The sequence below is a fragment of the Marinimicrobium sp. ARAG 43.8 genome (assembly GCF_050113635.1).
Taxonomy (GTDB): Bacteria; Pseudomonadota; Gammaproteobacteria; order Pseudomonadales; family Cellvibrionaceae; genus Marinimicrobium.
On the sequence record NZ_JBNJLT010000010.1, the window covers coordinates 1 to 17,781 of the forward strand.

Genomic DNA, 17,781 nt, shown 5'->3' on the forward strand with positions numbered 1-17,781 from the left:
TGGCGTCGCGTCCTTTAAACGATGCCCAATTTTATCAAAAAAGGCCTTGTTTTTGGAGTTTTTCTACGGCTTCAACGTGCTGTATATGTCCGAAGGTCTGGGCCGCACTTATCAAGCGGGTGTCAACATTCGTTTCTGATAACGCTTATACGTTTGGGCCAGGGCACGAGAACCGGCGCCTGGCCTCCTGAGAAAACACCGTATATAAGAATTAGGAGATCAACCAATGAACATGAAACTCAAAACACTGGCCGCGCTGATGCTGGGTGGAAGCCTGGTCGCCTGTGGCGGCAGCAGCAACGATGGGGACGCAGGTTCCGATCCGCGTGAGGGCGATGATGTGACCTGTGTGGATAATGCGTTTCAGGATAAATGCATTATCCTGCCGCGGGTCACTGAAATCGATATTACCAACGAGCCGGTGCCATTGCATGAAACCTTTGCGGTGCAAGGCGCAGGCAACCAGGCGGGGCAGTTCTTCTCGACAGACTACAAGAGCCTGAATACCGCACTGGAAAATGATCAATACGAAGATGACTACCCGTCTTTTTACTACCCGACCTGCTGTTTCTGGGAAACCGACGAGACCACGGGCGAACCCACCGGCAATTTGATTGAAGACCTGGATGAGCGTTTGTTCGTGGGCACGGATGCGGAAGGCGTGGGCTACCTGGCCATGTCCAGTTCGCGCTGGACGGTTGCCCAGCTGCAGCCCGACCTGGTGACCGATGCCGAGTCCGATGATAACGACGCAAAAAGTAAAACCACCGATGCCCCGGTGGCAAGCAGCTGGGGCGAACTGGATTTGAGCGTTCCCTATCGCGTGTCTTTCTGCCTGAAAGACAGCGGAAGAGCGGGTATCGGCACCGGCGGTAATCTGGAGTTGTACGTCGATAACAACTCCGGGGGCAACCAGGGTCAGTCCATTCACGGTAACCAGTCATTGCTGTTGCGCACAGCAGTACTGGATCTTGAAGCCGGCAACCGCCTCGTGGTGGATGTGCCCGGTGACGTTCGTGTGCAAAACAACGATGGTGAAGAAGTCAATCTTCTGGGGACTACCGCCGAGGTGTACGGCACGGAAATCTCGTTCCTGCAATTCCGGGTCAGCTCCGGTGGTTATGCGGTCATCAGTGACTTGATGGTAGAGCATCAAAGCAACCTGGCCAGCAGCTATATGCCCTGTACGGCGGACGATACTTTGTTTGAACCGGAAGCACTGTCCGGCGTCGCCTTTGCCGGGTTGCCACACAGCGTGAACTTCAATGTCAGCGAAGATGACTTCTTCGGCGGCGGCGAAAGCGCCAGCTTCGTGGCGTTTCCGGACAGTCTCACCACACCGTTCTATGCGCCGATCAGCGGTGGCAGTCGCACCTTGCTGGAAGAGGGCACCATTCGGTTCGGCAATGCCTATTGGAGTATCGGTAATCGTGGCGGAGCCACGACCAGTGAAGATACCGTGGACGATCTCACCGGTGGCCTGGATCTGAGCGAGCCTTATCGGGTTACGATTGAGATCGCCAGCTTGACCAACCCGGAAGAAGCCGGTGCGCAACTGCAAGTCTTCGTGGATAACAGCACCAGTGGTGCAAGCAACTCGATATGGGGCAGCGACTCGCGCCTGGTGCAATTTGAGCATCAAGAGTTGGAAACCGGCGAACTCATTATCAATGTGCCGGGCGATGTCACTTTGAATGGGACCGTGATTGGCACCGTCGATGAGCATTTCGGTACCGAGCGTTCTTTCCTGATGTTCCGCTGCCCCGGTAACTGCGGCAATGCGGAAGAAGGTAACGACCTGGGTGTGGCGTTCAGCGGTTTGCTGATCGAACAACAAGATGACGGCTCTGATCCGAGTGCCCTATGGCCAGCCAATACGTATGTATTAGCGGGCGGAACCATCGATGCAGAAGGGAGTGTTGATACCGAGTCGGAAACCTCCATTACTGTAACGGCTAGCGGTGGGAAAGCGGATTCCAGTGACCTGAATATTTTCTTTGCGGGACGGCAGGTGGAAATGAGTGATTTTGCGTTTACAGCGCGTATTGCCAGTATAGAAGGCGCAGTTGAAGATGCAGAGAACAGTTACCGGTTCGGTATTATGGCAATCGCTGGTTTGGAGCCCGGGGGTGTCATGAGTAACGTTGCGCCCTGGGCTGCGGCTGGCTTCTTTGCAGACGCAGTAGAAGATAATCCGGTGGAGCTGTTCGGCTCGCGTTCTAACATGAAAGCGGACGGCAGCCGCACCCGAAGTAATATTGTCGATCTGGAGGTGGGTGACTATCTTCGTATCGAAATATACGACGACCTCGATGAGCCGGGTAAAAAACGCGTGCGTCGCTGCACATCGCCCGATGGTGTAACCTGGACGCAGGCAAACAGTACCAACGATTTCAGTGCAACCGATGAGACAGACAGCTGGTACTACGGTGTCTGGGCAGCACCGGGAAGCAACGAAATCACCATGGAGGTGGACAATATCAGTATCGAGCCTTACGCAACGAGCTGCGAGAATTTGTAATCCTGATGGTTGTTCGTTAAACCCAAACCCCCGGCGTCAACCGGGGGTTTTTTATAGGCTTGAACGAAATTTTTATCGTTCTTCTTGGGCACCAGTTTACCGAAGTGACCGCAACAAATCCCTCGTCAACCGAATCCCCTCCGCTTCCGAGTGCTTTTCACCCTCGTATTCAACACCGACCCAACCGCTGTACCCCGTGGCCATCACAATGTCCATCATGCGTGGAAAATCGATGCTGGTTTCCTGCCCCTGTTCATTGAAGGCATAGCTTTTGGCGCTGACCGCTTTCGCGTAAGGCATTAATTCGCGCACGCCCTGGTAACGGTCGTAGCTTTCTCCGGTATCCCGGTCAATTACGAAATTACCAAAATCCGGCAGGGTGCCCACGCGCGGATGATGCGCGGTTTCCATCACCTGGCTGAGCCAGCGGGCGTTGGAGGACAGGCCACCGTGGTTTTCCACAATCACGTTCAGCCCCAGCGGATCACAGTATTCGGCGAGTTTGACCAGGCCATCCGCCGCCCGCTCGCGCTGCTCATCGTAGCTGCCTTCGCTTTGGGCGTTGACTCGAATCGAATGACAACCCAGCTGGCGAGCGGCGTCCGCCCACTTCTTGTGGTTGTCGACGGTCTGCTGGCGCTGGGCTTCGCTGGCGGCGCCGATGGCGCCTTCGCCGTCGATCATCATCAACAGGCTGCGCACGCCGGCGTTATCCGCACGGGTTTTCAGTGTGTTGATCAGGGCGTCGGACAAGCGGTCCTTGTAGAACTGGTTGACGTACTCCACGCCGCCGATATCAAACTCGTCCCGGGTAATAGTGGCGAATTCGTCGGGGTTGGCCTCACCGCTAAAAAACCGGCGGTGCAATGACCACTGAGCCAGGGAAATATCGAAATGGCGGCGCGAGACGGTGAGGTTGCCACAGCCGGGCAACGCGCTCACGGCGGCGGCGGTAGTGAGGATGGCAGCCTGTTTGAGGAACTGACGCCGTCCGGTATTGAGCCGGTCCATAAAGGCCTCTCCTATCTAAATGTGGTTGTTTTTAGAGGTTTTGGCGGGAAAATGAACAAAAATTAACCATGGAACCGGTTTCATTTGAGGGCTTCCTGGGTAATAATGGCCCGCCAGAGGGGGAGTGTACCCCCAAATGTGGTTAATAACGATAGAGTGATTAGGGTGCGGTTATGTCTCAAACCAAGGTCCGTTCGACCATTCTCGGTCCCGGCAAGCAATCCCATACCTACGATGCCATTGTGATTGGTTCTGGTATTTCCGGCGGCTGGGCCGCCAAAGAGCTCTGTGAGCAGGGTCTTAAAACACTGGTGCTTGAGCGCGGTGGGCACATCGAACATATCGAGGATTATCACACCGCACACAAAGAGGCCTGGGAGCTGCCCATGAACGGCGAGCTGTCAGCGGAGTTCCGGGCGGCCAATCCGGTGCTGTCGCGCTGCTACGCGGTAAGTCAGTCCACCAAGCATCATTTTGTCGAGGATAACGACCACCCCTACCGGCAGAGCAAACCGTTTGACTGGATTCGCGGTTATCAGGTGGGCGGGAAGTCCCTGATGTGGGCGCGCTGGGTGCAGCGCTGGAGCGATTTCGATTTTGAAAGCAACGCCAAGAACGGTGTCGGCGTCGACTGGCCTATTCGCTACCAGGACATCGCACCCTGGTATAGCCACGTCGAAAAGTTTGCCGGTATCAGTGGTAACAAAGACGGCCTGCCGCAAATTCCCGATGGTGAGTTTTTACCGCCAATGGAAATGAACGCGGTGGAAAAGTATTTCAAAGGCGCCATCGAGAAGAATTTCCCTGGCCGCCATCTGGTTATTTCCCGCACGGCCAACCTGTCGCAGCACCACAAGGGCAGAGGCCCTTGCATGTATCGCTCGCGTTGCGCGCGCGGGTGTCCGTTCACCGGCTACTTCAGCAGTAACGGTGTCACGCTGCCCGCGGCGGCGGCTACGGGTAACCTGACCATGCGCCCGAACTCGGTGGTGCACTCGATTATCTATGACGAGAAAAGCCAGCGGGCCACGGGCGTGCGCGTCATTGATTCGGAAACACTGGAGGCGACCGAGTTTTTTGCGAACGTTATTTTCGTGAACGCCAGTACCCTGAATACCACACTGATTCTGAAAAATTCCACGTCGGATCGTTTCCCGAATGGCTTGGGCAATGACAGCGGTGTGCTGGGCCACTACCTGATGGACCACAACTATCGCGCCCGCGCCAGCGCCCACGTCGAAGGCATGGAGGAGCTGTATTACTACGGTCGCCGTCCTACCGGCACCTATCTGCCGCGGTTCCGAAATTTGCCGGGCGATCAGCGCGATGACTACATCGGTGGTTTTTCATACTCCGTGGGTGCCTATCGCCAGCAAGGAAATGTGCAGCCCGGTGATGCACCGCTCGGTGCCGCCTTCAAGGACAAAATGAGTGAAGTGGGTCCCTGGCGGATCAACATGACCGGCATGGGCGAATTCCTGCCCCGGTTCGACAATCGCGTGACCTTCAGTAAGGACAAGACGGATCGCTGGGGCATGCCGATCATGGATATGCATTGCGACTATTCCGAGAACGAGCACAACATGACCAAGGATATTCGTAACAGCGCGGCGGAAATGTTGGAGCGAGCGGGCTTTACCAACATTGAAACCACCGACAGTATGCAAGCGCCGGGCCTGGCCATTCATGAAATGGGCACCGCCCGAATGGGTCGCGACCCGAAAACGTCCATGCTTAATGGTCACAACCAGTTGCATGCCGTGCCCAATGTCTTCGTTACGGACGGGGCCTGTATGACCTCCACCGCTTGCCAGAACCCGTCGCTGACCTACATGGCACTCAGCGCCCGGGCCGCGCATTATGCGGTTGAACAACTGAACAAGCGCAATATTTAAGGGGGTTGCTGTGAATCGTAGAGATGCATTAAAAACGATGATGGGGGCGTTGGGGCTGGCCTCGGCATCGCAGGTATTTGGCGCGTCGGCTTTTTTGGCGGGAGCGCCACCGGCGGCGGGTTCTCTGCTACTGGCGAAGTCGGACCTCCAGTTAGTGGAAGAAGTGGCGGACACAATTCTTCCCACCACCGAGAGTTCCCCCGGTGCCAAGGCCGCGGGCATCGGGGCGTTTATGCAGGATATCGTCAGCCACTACTACGGCCCTGCCGATCAGAAACAGTTTCTGGATGGCCTGGCGGAACTGCGCGAGTACGCTCAGAAGCACGCCGGTAGTGGCTTTATTGAGCTGGCTCCAAAACAGCGCGAAGCGCTGTTGCTGGAACTGGAGAATGCCGATGAGACACCGCCGTACTATCGCATGATCAAGCAGCTCAGCGTATGGGGCTATTTCAGCTCGGAAGTGGGCACCAAACAAGCACTGCGGTTCCTTCCCATTCCCGGTCGCTACGACGGAGAAGTGAAAATAGAGCCGGGTACCAAAGCCTGGGCAAACCTGCTGGCCTGATAGCGGCTCTACCGGGCCGGGGCTTTAACGCTCCGGCCTTTTTTGTTCCAGCAGCCACTGGTATAAGTCATCGCTCTGATACACCCGCACCCAGGCGTCGTGGCCCATGTCTTCATGGTTGGTAAAGCGCACAGCCGGATGCCCGAGTGTTTCCAGCTCGTTCAGTCCCGGATAAAAATGTTCAATGCTGACCACCCGATCCCGGCCCGCGGCAAACGCCCACAGAGGTAGCCTGGCCTCGGCAATGGGCGCCATCAGATCGGGATGTCCCCAGCCGACCACCGGGGCAATCGCCGCGAAGCGCTCCGGATGCTTGCTGGCGATATACCAGGTGCCAAAGCCGCCATAACTCAAACCGGTCAAATACAGCCGCCGGGAATCCACCTGATATTCGCGCTCGACGCGCGCGAGCATGCTGATTAAATCCGTCTCGATCCGGTCCCACCCGTTCGGCAGGGTGATTGGAACGTCCGCCATGGACTCCGGTGCAGCGACGCCGTCCATTGGTTGCGGGGTGGCAAATCGCGCTGGACGTGCCGGTACACCACCGGGCATCCGCTGGGGTATATCAGACAGTTTACGGTCCCGCAGATAATCGGCGTGCTCGTCCATACCGAACATGGGAAGTTGCGGTACGATCATAATAAAGGGCAAATCTTTTTTCTGAATCCAGGCTTCGTACAGGGGACCGTGGTTCAGCACATACCCGAGTTCGTCCCTTCCGTTACCGCGCTCGCCATTGCCGTGCAAAAACATCAGGACCGGCCACTGACGATCCGGGTCGGAGTAATAGCCCGTGGGTAAGTAAACAAAGAATTGCCGTTCGCTTTGGTCCAAGGCACTGGTGTAGTCGAGCCGTTGCAATGTGGGAGGCGAGATCATCCCGGTCGTGTGGCTACAAGCAGCCGTCAGCGCGACGAGCACGGCGATGCACAGACAAGTGAGAGATTTCATGGCAAATATCCTGTAGGGAGCCAGTGATGTGGTTTAAAACGAATCGCTCCGTACATTAGCAGAAATTCACGTCCCTGCGGTGTGATCGCCTGGAATGTCAGGTAGATTTTGAACTCAGTCATCAAGTTCGACGCAAAGCGTATTTTTAGGAGTGTAACCGATTTCATCGTAGTTGATAAGGCATAAATTTATGCTCAGTTTTTAACCATACAAAGCGATAAAGCAAGTGTGAGAATCGGTTACATTGCGGTTTTGGCGGTCTCTTGAACTATTGACCGCTCGCCTGGCAGGTTTCATAGTAATTTTGAACGTTGCGGATCAGCGCTCGCAAAAACATCACAATGAATAACAAGGGCTCGCCGCTTCAGAGCGGAGTCCAATAAGAGAGAGAATCCATCATGACCTTCAAAAAATGTGTTTTGGTGGCTGCCATCAGTGCAGCCCTGACGGCTTGTGGCAGCTCAAGCGATCCGGATCAGCCCGGCTCGCTTAATAGCTCCTCCTCCAGTAGCGGCGATGAAATCGCGTGGGACTCCTGTGAGCGATTCAATACGGCACAAGGCTTCGCCACACTGGGAGACGGCACCACTGGTGGTGCTGATCTGGGGTCGGGTAACCATGAAGTGGGTGCGACCACCGGGGCGGAAATTGTGGCGCTTCTCGCCAGCGATGAGTACGCCGACCAGCCGTTGACGATTTATATCGATGACTTGATCACCTGGGAAAACTCCGACAACAGTTCAGTAAAAATTACCCGCAATAACGTCAGCCTGATCGGACGTTCAGAGAATGCGGGTTTTGAAGGCGTGGGTATTGAGCTGCGCGAAGGTGCCAGCAACGTGATCATCCGCAACCTGGAGCTGCGTCTGGTGCCGCAGTCTCACAGTCCGGGCGACTTGATCAGTCTGGATGGCCGCAACGGTGCGATTTCCAACGTCTGGATTGACCACAATGAAATGTACAACAGCCGCACGGCACCGGACAGTGCCAATTGCTCAGACGAAGATTGCCACAAAGACTACTACGACGAATTAGTAAGCGGTCGCAGTGAAGTCCATAACGTCACCATTTCCTATAATTACATGCACGATAGCTGGAAGACGTCACTGTGGGGTTCTTCGGATGATGCGGCGGAAGACGTTGGTCGCAACATTACCTTCAATCATAACCTCTGGGAAAATACTAACTCCCGTTTGCCGCTGTTCCGCTACGGTGAGGCACACTTGTTCAACAACTACTTTGTGGATGTCGATGGCTCGGCGATCAATATGCGCATGGGTGCGGAAGCCCGGGTCGATGGAAATGTCTTTGAGAATGTCAGTCATCCCATCACCTCCCAGTTCAGTTCGGAAAGAGGTTATTGGGACGTCGAGGACAACATTTTCAACAATGTGTCTGCCGAGGGCGACTGTCCCACGACCGGTGGTGAATGCAAGGGTGCCCACGAAGAATCCACCACAGCCTACACACCCGGCTATACCTATGATCGCCTACCGGCCAGCGAGGTGAAAGACTACGTCACCACTTATGCCGGCCTGGGTGTTCTGGATGATTGCCTGGATTTACCGCCGGTATCCGAAAGCCGGTAACACAGAGTTCAACCTCCTAATGGCTTGAGACAGCGGCAACGCTGGTTGGCCCCACCACCAAACGGTAGTGGGGCTTTTTTTGGGTGCGATGATGTCTCAACGTCGCCAGAACATCGGGCTGAACAAGACCAGCAGTGTAAACACCTCCAGCCGACCCAGTAGCATGGCAAAAGAGAGAATCCATTTGGCGGGGTCGCTGATGTTGCCGTAATTATCCGTGACGGCGCCCATGCCGGGACCCAGGTTGGTGATACAGGCTCCCACGGCGGAGAACGAGGTTTCCAGATCCAGACCGGTCATTAGCAGCAACAGGAACATCACAATGTAGGTGACCACGTACATGGCGAAGAATCCCCAAACGGATTCAATGACGCGGTCCGGGACGCTGATTTTCCCGATCTTCACCGGAATAACCGCATTGGGATGAATCAATCGGTTAATTTCCCGCACGCCCTGCTTATACAGCAGCAGTACGCGGATCATTTTGATGCCCCCACCCGTAGAGCTGGCACAGCCACCGAGAAAGGCCAGGATGAACAGCATATAAGGCAAAAAGGAAGGCCAGTAATTGAAATCGGACGCAAAGCCTGCGGTAGAGAGCGTGGAAGCGAGATTGTAAAAACCGAGCACCGAGCTATCGAGGCCATTCAGAGTGTTGCTCACATAGAGCACCGTAATCGTCACCGCCGTGCCAAACACAATCCAGCCAAAGTAAAACCGGAACTCCGCATCGCGCATGTAGTGCCACAGGCTTTTATCCCGCCAGGCTACAAAATGCAGCGCAAAGTTAGCCCCGGCGATCAGCATGAAAACCCCGCAAATCAATAAAATGGCGGGGTTATCGTAGTAACGCAAGCTTTCGTCGTGACTGGAAAAGCCACCGTTGGACACAGTGGACATGCTGTGGCCCAGCGCTTCGAACCAGCCCATGCCGGCGATTTTGTAGGCGACCAGACAAGCGATGGTAAACATCACATAGATAAGGAACAGGGCTTTGGCGGTTTCGGTAATACGTGGAGTGAGCTTGTTGTCTTTCACCGGCCCCGGTGCTTCGGCGCGATACAGCTGCATGCCACCAATCCCCAGCAGCGGCAGAATCGCCACCGCAATCACAATGATCCCGATCCCGCCCAGCCATTGTAGTTGGTGACGGTAGTACAGGATGGAGGGGGGCAGTTCATCGAGTCCGCTGATGATAGTGGCCCCGGTGGTGGTCAATCCGGAGAGGGACTCGAACATGGCATCGGTGACGGAAATATCGAGACCGAGCGAAAAATACAAAGGGATGGAGCCGAAAGCGCCCAGTACAAACCAGAACAGCGCGGTAATCAAAAAGCCGTCGCGTGAACGCAGTTCCTGGCGCCGGCCCCGCACGGGGAGCCAGACCGAGACGCCGACACCGAACGTCAGGGCAAACCCGATCACAAAGGTAAGGTAGTTATGGTCGTGGAACCACAGCGACACGGCGATGGGCACCAGCAACGTCAGGCTGAACAACATCAGCAAAACGCCCAATACCCGGGCAATGGTCGCAAACTGCATAGCGGTTCCGAACTTAGAAGAAGGTAAAACCGACCTGGAAGAGTTTTTCCAGATCCCGAATGTGTTCTTTTTTCAGCAGGAAAACAATCACGTGATCGCCCGGTTCCACCACGAGGTGGTCGTGCGCAATCAATACTTCGCTGCTTTCGTCATCTTTCTCCCGCACAATCGCACCGATGTTGGCGCCTTCCGGCAGATCAATGTCTTCCAGGGCGCGGCCCACCACTTTCGACGAACTCGGGTCGCCATGGGCAATCAGCTCAATGGCCTCGGCGGCCCCACGGCGCAGAGAGTACACGTTCACCATGTCGCCGCGTCGCACGTGAGTCAGCAGGCTGCCGATGGTGGTGCTCTGTGGTGAAATAGCGATGTCGATTTCGCCCCCCTGCACCAGATCCACATAGGCGGGGTTGTTGATCAGTGCCATGACTTTACGCGCACCGAGCCGCTTGGCCAGCATCGATGACATGATGTTGGCTTCGTCGTCGTTGGTCAGTGCCAGGAAAACATCCGTATCCTCAATGTTTTCTTCCAGCAGGAGATCTTTGTCGGAGGCGTTGCCTTGCAAAACAATCGTGCGTTCCAGTTGCTCGGACAGACGATTGCAGCGCAGTTTATTGTGCTCGATCACCCGCACGTTGTAACGGCCTTCGAGCTTTTTCGCCAATCGCTGACCGATGTTCCCGCCGCCGGCAATAATGATGTGCTTGTAAGCAGTTTCCAGTCGGCGCAGTTCACTCATCACCGTGCGAATATCATTCTTGGCGGCAATGAAAAATACTTCATCGTCGGCTTCAATCACGGTGGAACCGTGAGGCATGATGGCGCGATTGCGACGGTAGATGGCCGCCACGCGGGTGTCCACGTTGGGCATGTGCTGCCTCAGAAAGTGCAGCTCCTGTCCCACCAGAGGCCCGCCGTGATAGGCCTTGACCGCGACCAGTTGCGCCTTGCCGTTGGCGAAGTCCACCACCTGCAGCGTACCGGGCTGCTCAATCAAGCGAAAGATGTAATCCGACACCAGCTGCTCGGGGCTGATCAGCACATCAATGGGGATGGCGGAATCATCGAACAGTTTGTCGTAGGTGAGATAGGCGGTGGAGCGCACACGGGCGATTTTGGTCGGCGTACGGAACAGGCTGTAGGCCACCTGGCAGGCGATCATATTGATCTCATCATTGCTGGTGACGGCGATGAGCAGATCGGCATCTTCGATGCCGGCCTGAACCAATATATCCGGATGTGACCCTTCGCCGGTGACGACACCGATATCGAGCCGGTCGCGCAGTTCGCGCAGGCGGACTTCGTTGGTATCGATGACGGTAATGTCGTTGTCTTCACTGGCGAGGTGTTCGGCAACGCTGCCACCGACTTGCCCAGCGCCAAGAATAATGATTTTCATAGATCAGGGCCTGTCCGTACCACCGATGTAAACATGCGATTCAAACCTGTCGGGTGCCACTATCATGGTTTCGCCAGCGGAGAGGTCGAAACGTTATCGCTCTGACAAGGCATAGCGCGCAGTATAGCAGTGTCTGCCTCTATCCGGTCTTGAGCTATCCCGCCGGCGGTTTGCGCAGCCGGGCGTAATAAAAACCATCGTGCCCGCCGGGGTCGGGCAGCAGTTGTCGGCCACAGGGTTGCGCCAGCCCCCAGTCGACGGCCAGGGTATCGCACTGCGCATCGTGTTGACGCTGCAGGAACGCTTCGACGATCTGAGTATTTTCTTCCGGGAGCACGGAACAGGTCGCGTAGAGCAGGACACCGCCTGGGGCCAGAGTGGGCCATAGCGCATCGAGCAACCGGCCTTGCAGTTGACTCAGCCGCTGGATGTCTTCGGCACGGCGCAACAGCTTGATGTCCGGTTGCCGACGTAGAATGCCGGTCGCGGAGCAGGGCGCATCCAGCAGAATTCGGTCAAACTTCTGGCCCTCCCACCAGGTGGCTGGCGTTTGCGCATCGCCGTGCAGCAGGCGGGCATGCTGGCCCAGCCGGTCCAGGTTTTCCTGCACGCGAGTGAGGCGACGCGCATCATTATCCAGCGCCACCACCTCGGCCAGTGCGGGCTCGGTTTCCAGAATGTGGCCGGTTTTACCGCCGGGGGCCGCACAGGCGTCAAGCACCCGTTGCCCGCTTTGCAGTTGCAACAAACCGGCGCTCAATTGCGCGGCTTCATCCTGAACGCTGACGCCGCCCTCCGTAAAGCCCGGCAACGCTTGCACCGGGGCCACCGTGTCCAGGGTGACGCCCACCGGACTGAACGGCGTGGGGCGGGCCTCGAAGCCGGCGGCGGTCAACTGTTCCAGATACGCCTCCCGCGAGCAATAGGTCGGAGCAACGCGCAGTGTTAGTGGTGGATGGGCATTGTCCGCACCGATTAATGCGTTGGCCTGTCGGGGCCAGTGGTGATGCAGTCGATCCAGTAACCACTGGGGGTGGGCCGTGGCGAAGACACGGTTGCGCTCAAGGGCCTGATCGAGCACTTCCTGTTCGCGCTGAAAGCGGCGCAGGACACCGTTGACCAGACCTTTGGCCCAGGGCTTTTTCAGTTCGCGGGACGATTCGACCGTCGCGCCAATAGCCGCGTGGTCCGGGATGCGGGTGTGGAGCAACTGGTAAAGCCCGAGCAGCAGCAGTGCGTGAACATCGCTGTCCTTGCTCTTGAGAGGCTTGTCCAGCAACTCGTCGAGGTAGGCGTCTAGGCGCGGATACCATCGGCAGGTGCCGTAGGTGAGCTCTTGCAAAAGAGGGCCGTCGCGCTCCGGGATACGGGATTGGTACTCCGGCATCAGGCTGGCCAACGAGCCGCGCTGGCGCTGTAGATCCGCCAGCAGTCGGGCGGCCGCTGTGCGCACCTTCATGAGCGGGACTCCGGCAACGCGAAGCGCTGCCCGGTTTGAAACAGGTCGGCGCGGCCGCGCCGCAACTCCTCGACGGGCAATGCTTTTTTGCCGGGCAGTTGTACGACTTCCAGTGCGAGCACGCCCTCCCCGCAGGCCACCCGTACCGCCGCATCGTCTACGCTCACAATGGTGCCAGGAGCGGCATCCGAGGTGTCGGTGACGGCGCTGGCCCGCCATACCCGGATGGGCGCCGAGTTGTCCTCGGGGCGGGTATGGCTGATCGGGAACGGATTGAACGCCCGAACCTGCCGAGCCAGCGTCGCCGCCGGTTGCGACCAGTCCAGCGCCGCTTCCGCTTTGGTAATTTTGGCCGCGTAGGTGCTTTGGTCGTGCGCCTGGGGTTCGGGCTGGGTGCGGCCGCCGCTTAGCTCGCTCAACGCCTTCAGCAGGGCAGGGGCACCGAGGTCGGCGAGGCGGTTGTGCAGGGCACCGGCGGTATCGTCTGGTTGAATGGCGCAGTGGGCCTTTACCAGCATATCGCCGGTATCGAGCCCCACATCCATTTGCATAATGGTCACGCCGGACTCAGTGTCGCCCGCCTCAATGGCCCGCTGAATGGGTGCCGCGCCGCGCCAGCGCGGGAGCAGAGAGGCGTGCACGTTGACGCACCCCAGCCGGGGCGTATCCAGAATAGCCTGGGGCAACAGCAGCCCATAAGCGACAACCACCATCACATCGGCGTTCAGAGCCGCCAGCTCGGCCTGGGCTTCCGGCGCTTTCAGGCTGACGGGCTGGTAGACCGGCACCTCATGGCTCAGGGCCAGCTGCTTGACCGGAGAGGGCTGCAACTTCTTGCCTCGGCCAGCCGGGCGGTCGGGCTGTGTGTAAACGCCCACTAACTCGTGAGGCGAGTCAATCAGGGCGCGAAGATGGTGAGCGGCAAAGTCAGGTGTACCTGCAAACACCAGGCGCAAAGGAGAAGGGGCGACGGTCGGCATGACGTCCTTATTAACGGTTGGGGTTTGGTTTTCGGGACAGCGCGGGCCCTACACTGGCCCGCTGTCGAACTCAGGCCCGCTGGCGATGCTGTTTTTCCAGCTTTTTGCGAATGCGCTGGCGTTTCATGGCCGAGAGGTAATCCACGAACAGCTTGCCGTTCAAATGGTCCAGCTCATGCTGAATGCACACCGCCAGCAAGCCTTCCGGCTCCAGCTCAAAGGGCTGGCCATCGCGGTCCAGCGCGCGTACCCGGATCTGTTCCGGGCGTTCCACCGTTTCGTAAAACCCGGGCACCGACAGACAGCCTTCATCGTAAGGGCTGCAATGTTCACGGTCCAGCACCTCCACCTCCGGGTTAATGAATACCATCGGCTGGCTTTGATCTTCGCTCAAATCCATGACCACCACACGTCGATGAACGTTGACTTGCGTCGCTGCCAGTCCGATACCGGGGGCGGCGTACATGGTTTCAAACATGTCGTCCACCAGCTGGCGTACCTTATCGTCCACCTGCTCCACGGGTTTGGCGATGGTGCGCAAGCGGGGGTCAGGAAATTCGAGAATCTCGAGTTTCGCCATAATCTTTGTGACAAACCTCTAGTAAAGAAAGAAAAAGCGCTGCTAACATAATGATCGCACAGCGTTTACTTGCTATGCTTCGAATACCGTTTGTCGGTTTGGCCGCCGACACGGATTCCTTGGGGTGCGGCCACGTCTTTTCAGCGGCGTCGAGCCACAAATCCGCCAGCTCTGTGACAGGATTATAACCGGTTAAGCTCCGCCGGACCTAACAATACAGGATCGGTTTCTATGAAAAAAATGACGCTGGGCCTGCTGCTGGTCCCGCTGCTCGCGTTGCTGAGCTGGGCGGATGACGCAGCATTTCGCGATGATCATCCCGAAGAATATACGGTGCGCAAAGGCGATACCCTGTGGGATATTTCCAATACCTTTCTTCAGTCTCCCTGGCTTTGGCCGGAAATCTGGCACGTAAACCAACAGATTGATAATCCTCACCTCATTTTCCCCGGCGACGTGATTACCCTGGTGTATGTGAATGGCCAGCCGCGCCTGACCGTAGAGCGCCCCGTCAAACTGGCGCCGGGCGTCACTCGGCTGAGCCCCAGCGTGCGCGTGCTGCCGCGAGACGAAGCGATCAGTACCATACCGCTGGATCGCATCAACAGCTTTTTGTCGCGCAGCCGTATCGTGACCGATCAGGAACTGGAAGCGGCGCCCTATATGTTGGCTGGCCCTGAAAAGCGCCTCATCGTCGGGGCTGGCGACTATGCCTATGCGCGCGGGGAGTTTGAAGATGGCGTGAGCAATTACGGTGTCTATCGGCGTGAAACCGCGTATCGGGATCCGCTCAGTGGCGAGTATCTGGGCACCCATGCGTCGAACATCGGATCGGTTCGACTGGGTCGGGCCGAGGAGGATATCAACCGTATCCAGGTGGTGCGTTCCCAGGAGGAGCTGCGCATGGGCGATCGATTGCTGCCCAGCGAAGAGCGCACTATTGAATCGAATTACTACCCGAGTGCCCCGGACGACGACATCAACGCCCTGATTCTGGATGTCGAGGGTGGATTGAGTCAGGTCGGCAAGCTGGACGTGATCATGGTGAATAAAGGCGAGCGCGATGGCTTGCTGGTGGGCAATGTGCTGGCTGCCTACAAACGGGGTGAGGAAGCGCTGGACCCGGTAACCAGAGAGCGGGTAACTCTGCCCGACGAGCGTGCCGGACTGGTGATGATTTTCCGGACGTTTGAAAAAATGAGTTTGGCGCTGGTGCTGGAAGCCGATCGCCCGCTGGCGGTGAACGACAAGCTGCTCAACCCCTGATCGACGATTCAAGAACACGCTTTACCGGCGGCCCGTTATCGGGCCGCGTTTTAAGGACGAAACGAGGATGTTATGGAACAACACCATTACGCTCATCTATTGTTGCAACATCTCCCCGCCGTTGGTGCCGCGACCCGCGCCCGCTTGTTGGAGCGGTTCGGCTCGGCCAGTGCCGTTCTGGAACAGGCGCCGGAACGGCTGAAGGACTGGCTAAAACCCGACGCCGTCTCCGCTTTGAAGGCGTACCACCGGGCTCCTGGTGATAGCGCCCTGACCAACCGGATAATGAAAGACGCGGAGTGGCTGTCCCGGAATCCGGACGTACAACTACTCAGCGTGGAAGACGACCATTACCCACCGCTGCTCAAGGAAATCCGGCGCGCGCCGCCGTTGTTGTATGTGCGCGGTTCAGTGGATGCCTTAAGCCTGCCGCAAATTGCCATGGTGGGCAGTCGCAACCCATCGGTGGGTGGGCGCGATAACGCTCGGCAGTTTGCGGCCTTTCTCGCCGGTCGCGGGTTTGCCATCACCAGCGGTCTGGCCACGGGCGTGGATGGTTTTGCCCACGGCGGCGCGCTGGAGGTAGAGGGCACCACCGTGGCGGTGGTGGGCACGGGCATTGATCGCGTCTATCCGGCGAGGCATCGCAAGCTCGGCAACGATATTCTCGATAATGGGGGCGCCATTGTGTCCGAGTTCCCTCTGGATACACGGCCCCAGCCCGCGAACTTTCCCCAGCGTAACCGCATCATCAGTGGTTTGAGTGGCGGTACACTGGTGGTAGAAGCCGCGCTGAAAAGCGGTTCTTTGATAACCGCACGCTACGCGCTGCAGCAAAATCGTGAAGTGTTTGCCATTCCGGGTTCGATTCACAACCCGCTGGCACGTGGTTGCCATCGTTTGATTCGCGAAGGCGCGACCCTGGTGGAAACTGCGCGGGATATTGTCGAGCAACTCGGCGGTTACCTGAGTTATCAGCACGGCTTATTACCCCCGGATGAACCAGCCCCGGCGATGAATCTGACGGATATTGAACAGCGTATCCTCGATGCCCTGGGGCATGACCCGCTCGATCTCGACACACTGGCCGACAACAGCGCCATGGATATCGGTGAACTATCGGCGCATTTAATGAGTTTGCAGATCAAAGGCGTGGTCGAGGAAACCGCCGCCGGGTTTGAGCGCACGGCGGCGGCCAGGGTATAGCACGTCGGGTATTGTTGTGCCTGCCGGTATCCGTTATTTTTGCGGCCTTACATTGATTGCGGTGAGTGATATCTATGTCGAGCCTTTCTGCCTCTAGCCTTTCTGCTTCGGGCTTTTCTGCTTCGAGCTCTGCGGCTTCTTACAATCCCCGTATCCAGCGAGCGGCGCATCGCCTGGCGGCGGGTGGTGTGGTGGCCTATCCCACCGAAGCGGTGTGGGGGCTGGGGTGTGATCCCAACAACCCCGAAGCGGTGGGACGCATTCTCGCGCTCAAACACCGCCCCTGGGACAAGGGGCTGATTCTGGTGGCAGCGGATATAGCTCAGTTTGCGCCGCTGGTGGAACGTCTGGATAAAGGATTGCAGGCCCAGCTCACGGACTCCTGGCCCGGGCCGGTGACCTGGCTGGTGCCCGCCGCCGGGCTGGTGCCGGAATGGATTCGTGGCCGGTTTGATTCCGTGGCTTTGCGCGTGACCGATCACCCGATAGCGGCCGCACTGAGCCGCGCATTTGGTGGACCGATTGTCTCCACTTCGGCCAACCCGGCGGGCAAACCCGCCGCGCGGTCAGCGCTGGGGGTGCGTCGTTATTTCCGCAACCAGCTCGACGACATCACGCCCGGCCTCGTTGGCGAGCGCACCCGGCCTTCGGAAATCCGCGATTTGCTCAGCGGCGACGTGCTTCGCTAGGCGCCGACGCTGCATACGTATTCAATCGATTCCAAACGGTGTACTGTGCTATTTTCAGCCCATCCCGGTGCGCCGCTGCTGCCGCTTTGATGGGTCCTTCCATCCAAAGTCAGCTGACAGCG

The 17,781-nt window shown here is 57.6% G+C and carries 14 protein-coding genes; 7 read left to right on the top strand and 7 right to left on the bottom strand.

Features of this window, described 5'->3' with window-relative positions; genetic code table 11:
• Positions 1 to 226 precede the first annotated feature (226 nt).
• On the top strand, positions 227 to 2,521 hold the full coding sequence (locus tag ACQCLF_RS14920) for a hypothetical protein (RefSeq protein WP_426988697.1): 2,295 nt from the start codon (positions 227 to 229) through the stop codon (positions 2,519 to 2,521).
• 96 nt (positions 2,522 to 2,617) lie between these two features.
• On the opposite strand, the gene ACQCLF_RS14925 is transcribed toward ACQCLF_RS14920, so the two are convergent.
• The gene (locus tag ACQCLF_RS14925) at positions 2,618 to 3,532 is read right to left on the bottom strand and encodes a sugar phosphate isomerase/epimerase family protein (RefSeq protein ID WP_426988699.1); all 915 of its coding nucleotides are present in this window, start codon (positions 3,530 to 3,532) and stop codon (positions 2,618 to 2,620) included.
• Positions 3,533 to 3,705: 173 nt separating this feature from the next.
• Between ACQCLF_RS14925 and ACQCLF_RS14930 the strand changes: the two genes are divergently transcribed.
• Positions 3,706 to 5,427 carry a GMC oxidoreductase gene (locus ACQCLF_RS14930; protein ID WP_426988701.1) on the top strand — a complete coding sequence of 574 codons (1,722 nt, stop codon included), beginning with the start codon at positions 3,706 to 3,708 and terminating at the stop codon, positions 5,425 to 5,427.
• Between the two features lie 10 nt (positions 5,428 to 5,437).
• Positions 5,438 to 5,992 carry a gluconate 2-dehydrogenase subunit 3 family protein gene (locus tag ACQCLF_RS14935; RefSeq protein WP_426988703.1) on the top strand — a complete coding sequence of 185 codons (555 nt, stop codon included), beginning with the start codon at positions 5,438 to 5,440 and terminating at the stop codon, positions 5,990 to 5,992.
• 24 nt (positions 5,993 to 6,016) lie between these two features.
• Here ACQCLF_RS14935 and ACQCLF_RS14940 read toward each other — a convergent pair whose 3' ends face one another.
• The gene (locus ACQCLF_RS14940) at positions 6,017 to 6,946 is read right to left on the bottom strand and encodes a prolyl oligopeptidase family serine peptidase (protein ID WP_426988705.1); all 930 of its coding nucleotides are present in this window, start codon (positions 6,944 to 6,946) and stop codon (positions 6,017 to 6,019) included.
• Positions 6,947 to 7,344: 398 nt separating this feature from the next.
• Here ACQCLF_RS14940 and ACQCLF_RS14945 point away from each other — a divergent pair, with 398 nt between their 5' ends.
• A complete protein-coding gene (locus ACQCLF_RS14945) occupies positions 7,345 to 8,535 on the top strand; it encodes a pectate lyase family protein (RefSeq protein WP_426988707.1) in 1,191 nt (396 codons plus the stop codon).
• 96 nt (positions 8,536 to 8,631) lie between these two features.
• Here the strand turns inward: ACQCLF_RS14945 and ACQCLF_RS14950 are convergent, their stop codons facing one another.
• From ACQCLF_RS14950 to def, 5 genes are all read right to left on the bottom strand, one after another.
• On the bottom strand, positions 8,632 to 10,077 hold the full coding sequence (locus ACQCLF_RS14950; protein ID WP_426988709.1) for a TrkH family potassium uptake protein: 1,446 nt from the start codon (positions 10,075 to 10,077) through the stop codon (positions 8,632 to 8,634).
• Positions 10,078 to 10,090: 13 nt separating this feature from the next.
• On the bottom strand, positions 10,091 to 11,479 hold the full coding sequence (gene trkA / locus ACQCLF_RS14955; protein ID WP_426988711.1) for a Trk system potassium transporter TrkA: 1,389 nt from the start codon (positions 11,477 to 11,479) through the stop codon (positions 10,091 to 10,093).
• Positions 11,480 to 11,633: 154 nt separating this feature from the next.
• Positions 11,634 to 12,938: a 16S rRNA (cytosine(967)-C(5))-methyltransferase RsmB gene (gene rsmB, locus ACQCLF_RS14960; RefSeq protein ID WP_426988713.1), complete on the bottom strand. Its 1,305-nt coding sequence runs from the start codon at positions 12,936 to 12,938 to the stop codon at positions 11,634 to 11,636.
• On the bottom strand, positions 12,935 to 13,918 hold the full coding sequence (gene fmt, locus ACQCLF_RS14965) for a methionyl-tRNA formyltransferase (RefSeq protein ID WP_426988715.1): 984 nt from the start codon (positions 13,916 to 13,918) through the stop codon (positions 12,935 to 12,937). Before fmt ends, rsmB begins: the two co-directional genes overlap by 4 nt.
• Positions 13,919 to 13,988: 70 nt before the next feature.
• Positions 13,989 to 14,498, bottom strand: a complete 510-nt coding sequence (gene def, locus ACQCLF_RS14970) for a peptide deformylase (RefSeq protein WP_426988717.1) — start codon at positions 14,496 to 14,498, stop codon at positions 13,989 to 13,991.
• Between the two features lie 231 nt (positions 14,499 to 14,729).
• Here def and ACQCLF_RS14975 point away from each other — a divergent pair, with 231 nt between their 5' ends.
• The 3 genes from ACQCLF_RS14975 to ACQCLF_RS14985 all read left to right on the top strand — a co-directional run bounded on the left by ACQCLF_RS14975 (position 14,730) and on the right by ACQCLF_RS14985 (position 17,659).
• Positions 14,730 to 15,764 carry a LysM peptidoglycan-binding domain-containing protein gene (locus ACQCLF_RS14975; protein ID WP_426988719.1) on the top strand — a complete coding sequence of 345 codons (1,035 nt, stop codon included), beginning with the start codon at positions 14,730 to 14,732 and terminating at the stop codon, positions 15,762 to 15,764.
• A 72-nt stretch (positions 15,765 to 15,836) separates the two neighbouring features.
• On the top strand, positions 15,837 to 16,970 hold the full coding sequence (gene dprA / locus ACQCLF_RS14980; RefSeq protein WP_426988721.1) for a DNA-processing protein DprA: 1,134 nt from the start codon (positions 15,837 to 15,839) through the stop codon (positions 16,968 to 16,970).
• Between the two features lie 74 nt (positions 16,971 to 17,044).
• Positions 17,045 to 17,659, top strand: coding sequence for an L-threonylcarbamoyladenylate synthase (locus ACQCLF_RS14985; RefSeq protein WP_426988723.1), 615 nt, complete (start codon positions 17,045 to 17,047; stop codon positions 17,657 to 17,659).
• Positions 17,660 to 17,781 lie beyond the last annotated feature (122 nt).

Excerpts from the sequence above, each read along its gene's own strand:
- ACQCLF_RS14985 (WP_426988723.1), top strand. The coding sequence starts at position 17,045 with ATGTCGAGCCTTTCTGCCTCTAGCCTTTCTGCTTCGGGCTTTTCTGCT.
- rsmB (WP_426988713.1), bottom strand. The coding sequence starts at position 12,938 with ATGAAGGTGCGCACAGCGGCCGCCCGACTGCTGGCGGATCTACAGCGC.
- trkA (WP_426988711.1), bottom strand. The coding sequence starts at position 11,479 with ATGAAAATCATTATTCTTGGCGCTGGGCAAGTCGGTGGCAGCGTTGCC.
- ACQCLF_RS14950 (WP_426988709.1), bottom strand. The coding sequence starts at position 10,077 with ATGCAGTTTGCGACCATTGCCCGGGTATTGGGCGTTTTGCTGATGTTG.
- dprA (WP_426988721.1), top strand. The coding sequence starts at position 15,837 with ATGGAACAACACCATTACGCTCATCTATTGTTGCAACATCTCCCCGCC.
- ACQCLF_RS14930 (WP_426988701.1), top strand. The coding sequence starts at position 3,706 with ATGTCTCAAACCAAGGTCCGTTCGACCATTCTCGGTCCCGGCAAGCAA.
- fmt (WP_426988715.1), bottom strand. The coding sequence starts at position 13,918 with ATGCCGACCGTCGCCCCTTCTCCTTTGCGCCTGGTGTTTGCAGGTACA.
- ACQCLF_RS14925 (WP_426988699.1), bottom strand. The coding sequence starts at position 3,532 with ATGGACCGGCTCAATACCGGACGGCGTCAGTTCCTCAAACAGGCTGCC.
- ACQCLF_RS14945 (WP_426988707.1), top strand. The coding sequence starts at position 7,345 with ATGACCTTCAAAAAATGTGTTTTGGTGGCTGCCATCAGTGCAGCCCTG.
- ACQCLF_RS14940 (WP_426988705.1), bottom strand. The coding sequence starts at position 6,946 with ATGAAATCTCTCACTTGTCTGTGCATCGCCGTGCTCGTCGCGCTGACG.
- def (WP_426988717.1), bottom strand. The coding sequence starts at position 14,498 with ATGGCGAAACTCGAGATTCTCGAATTTCCTGACCCCCGCTTGCGCACC.
- ACQCLF_RS14975 (WP_426988719.1), top strand. The coding sequence starts at position 14,730 with ATGAAAAAAATGACGCTGGGCCTGCTGCTGGTCCCGCTGCTCGCGTTG.
- ACQCLF_RS14920 (WP_426988697.1), top strand. The coding sequence starts at position 227 with ATGAACATGAAACTCAAAACACTGGCCGCGCTGATGCTGGGTGGAAGC.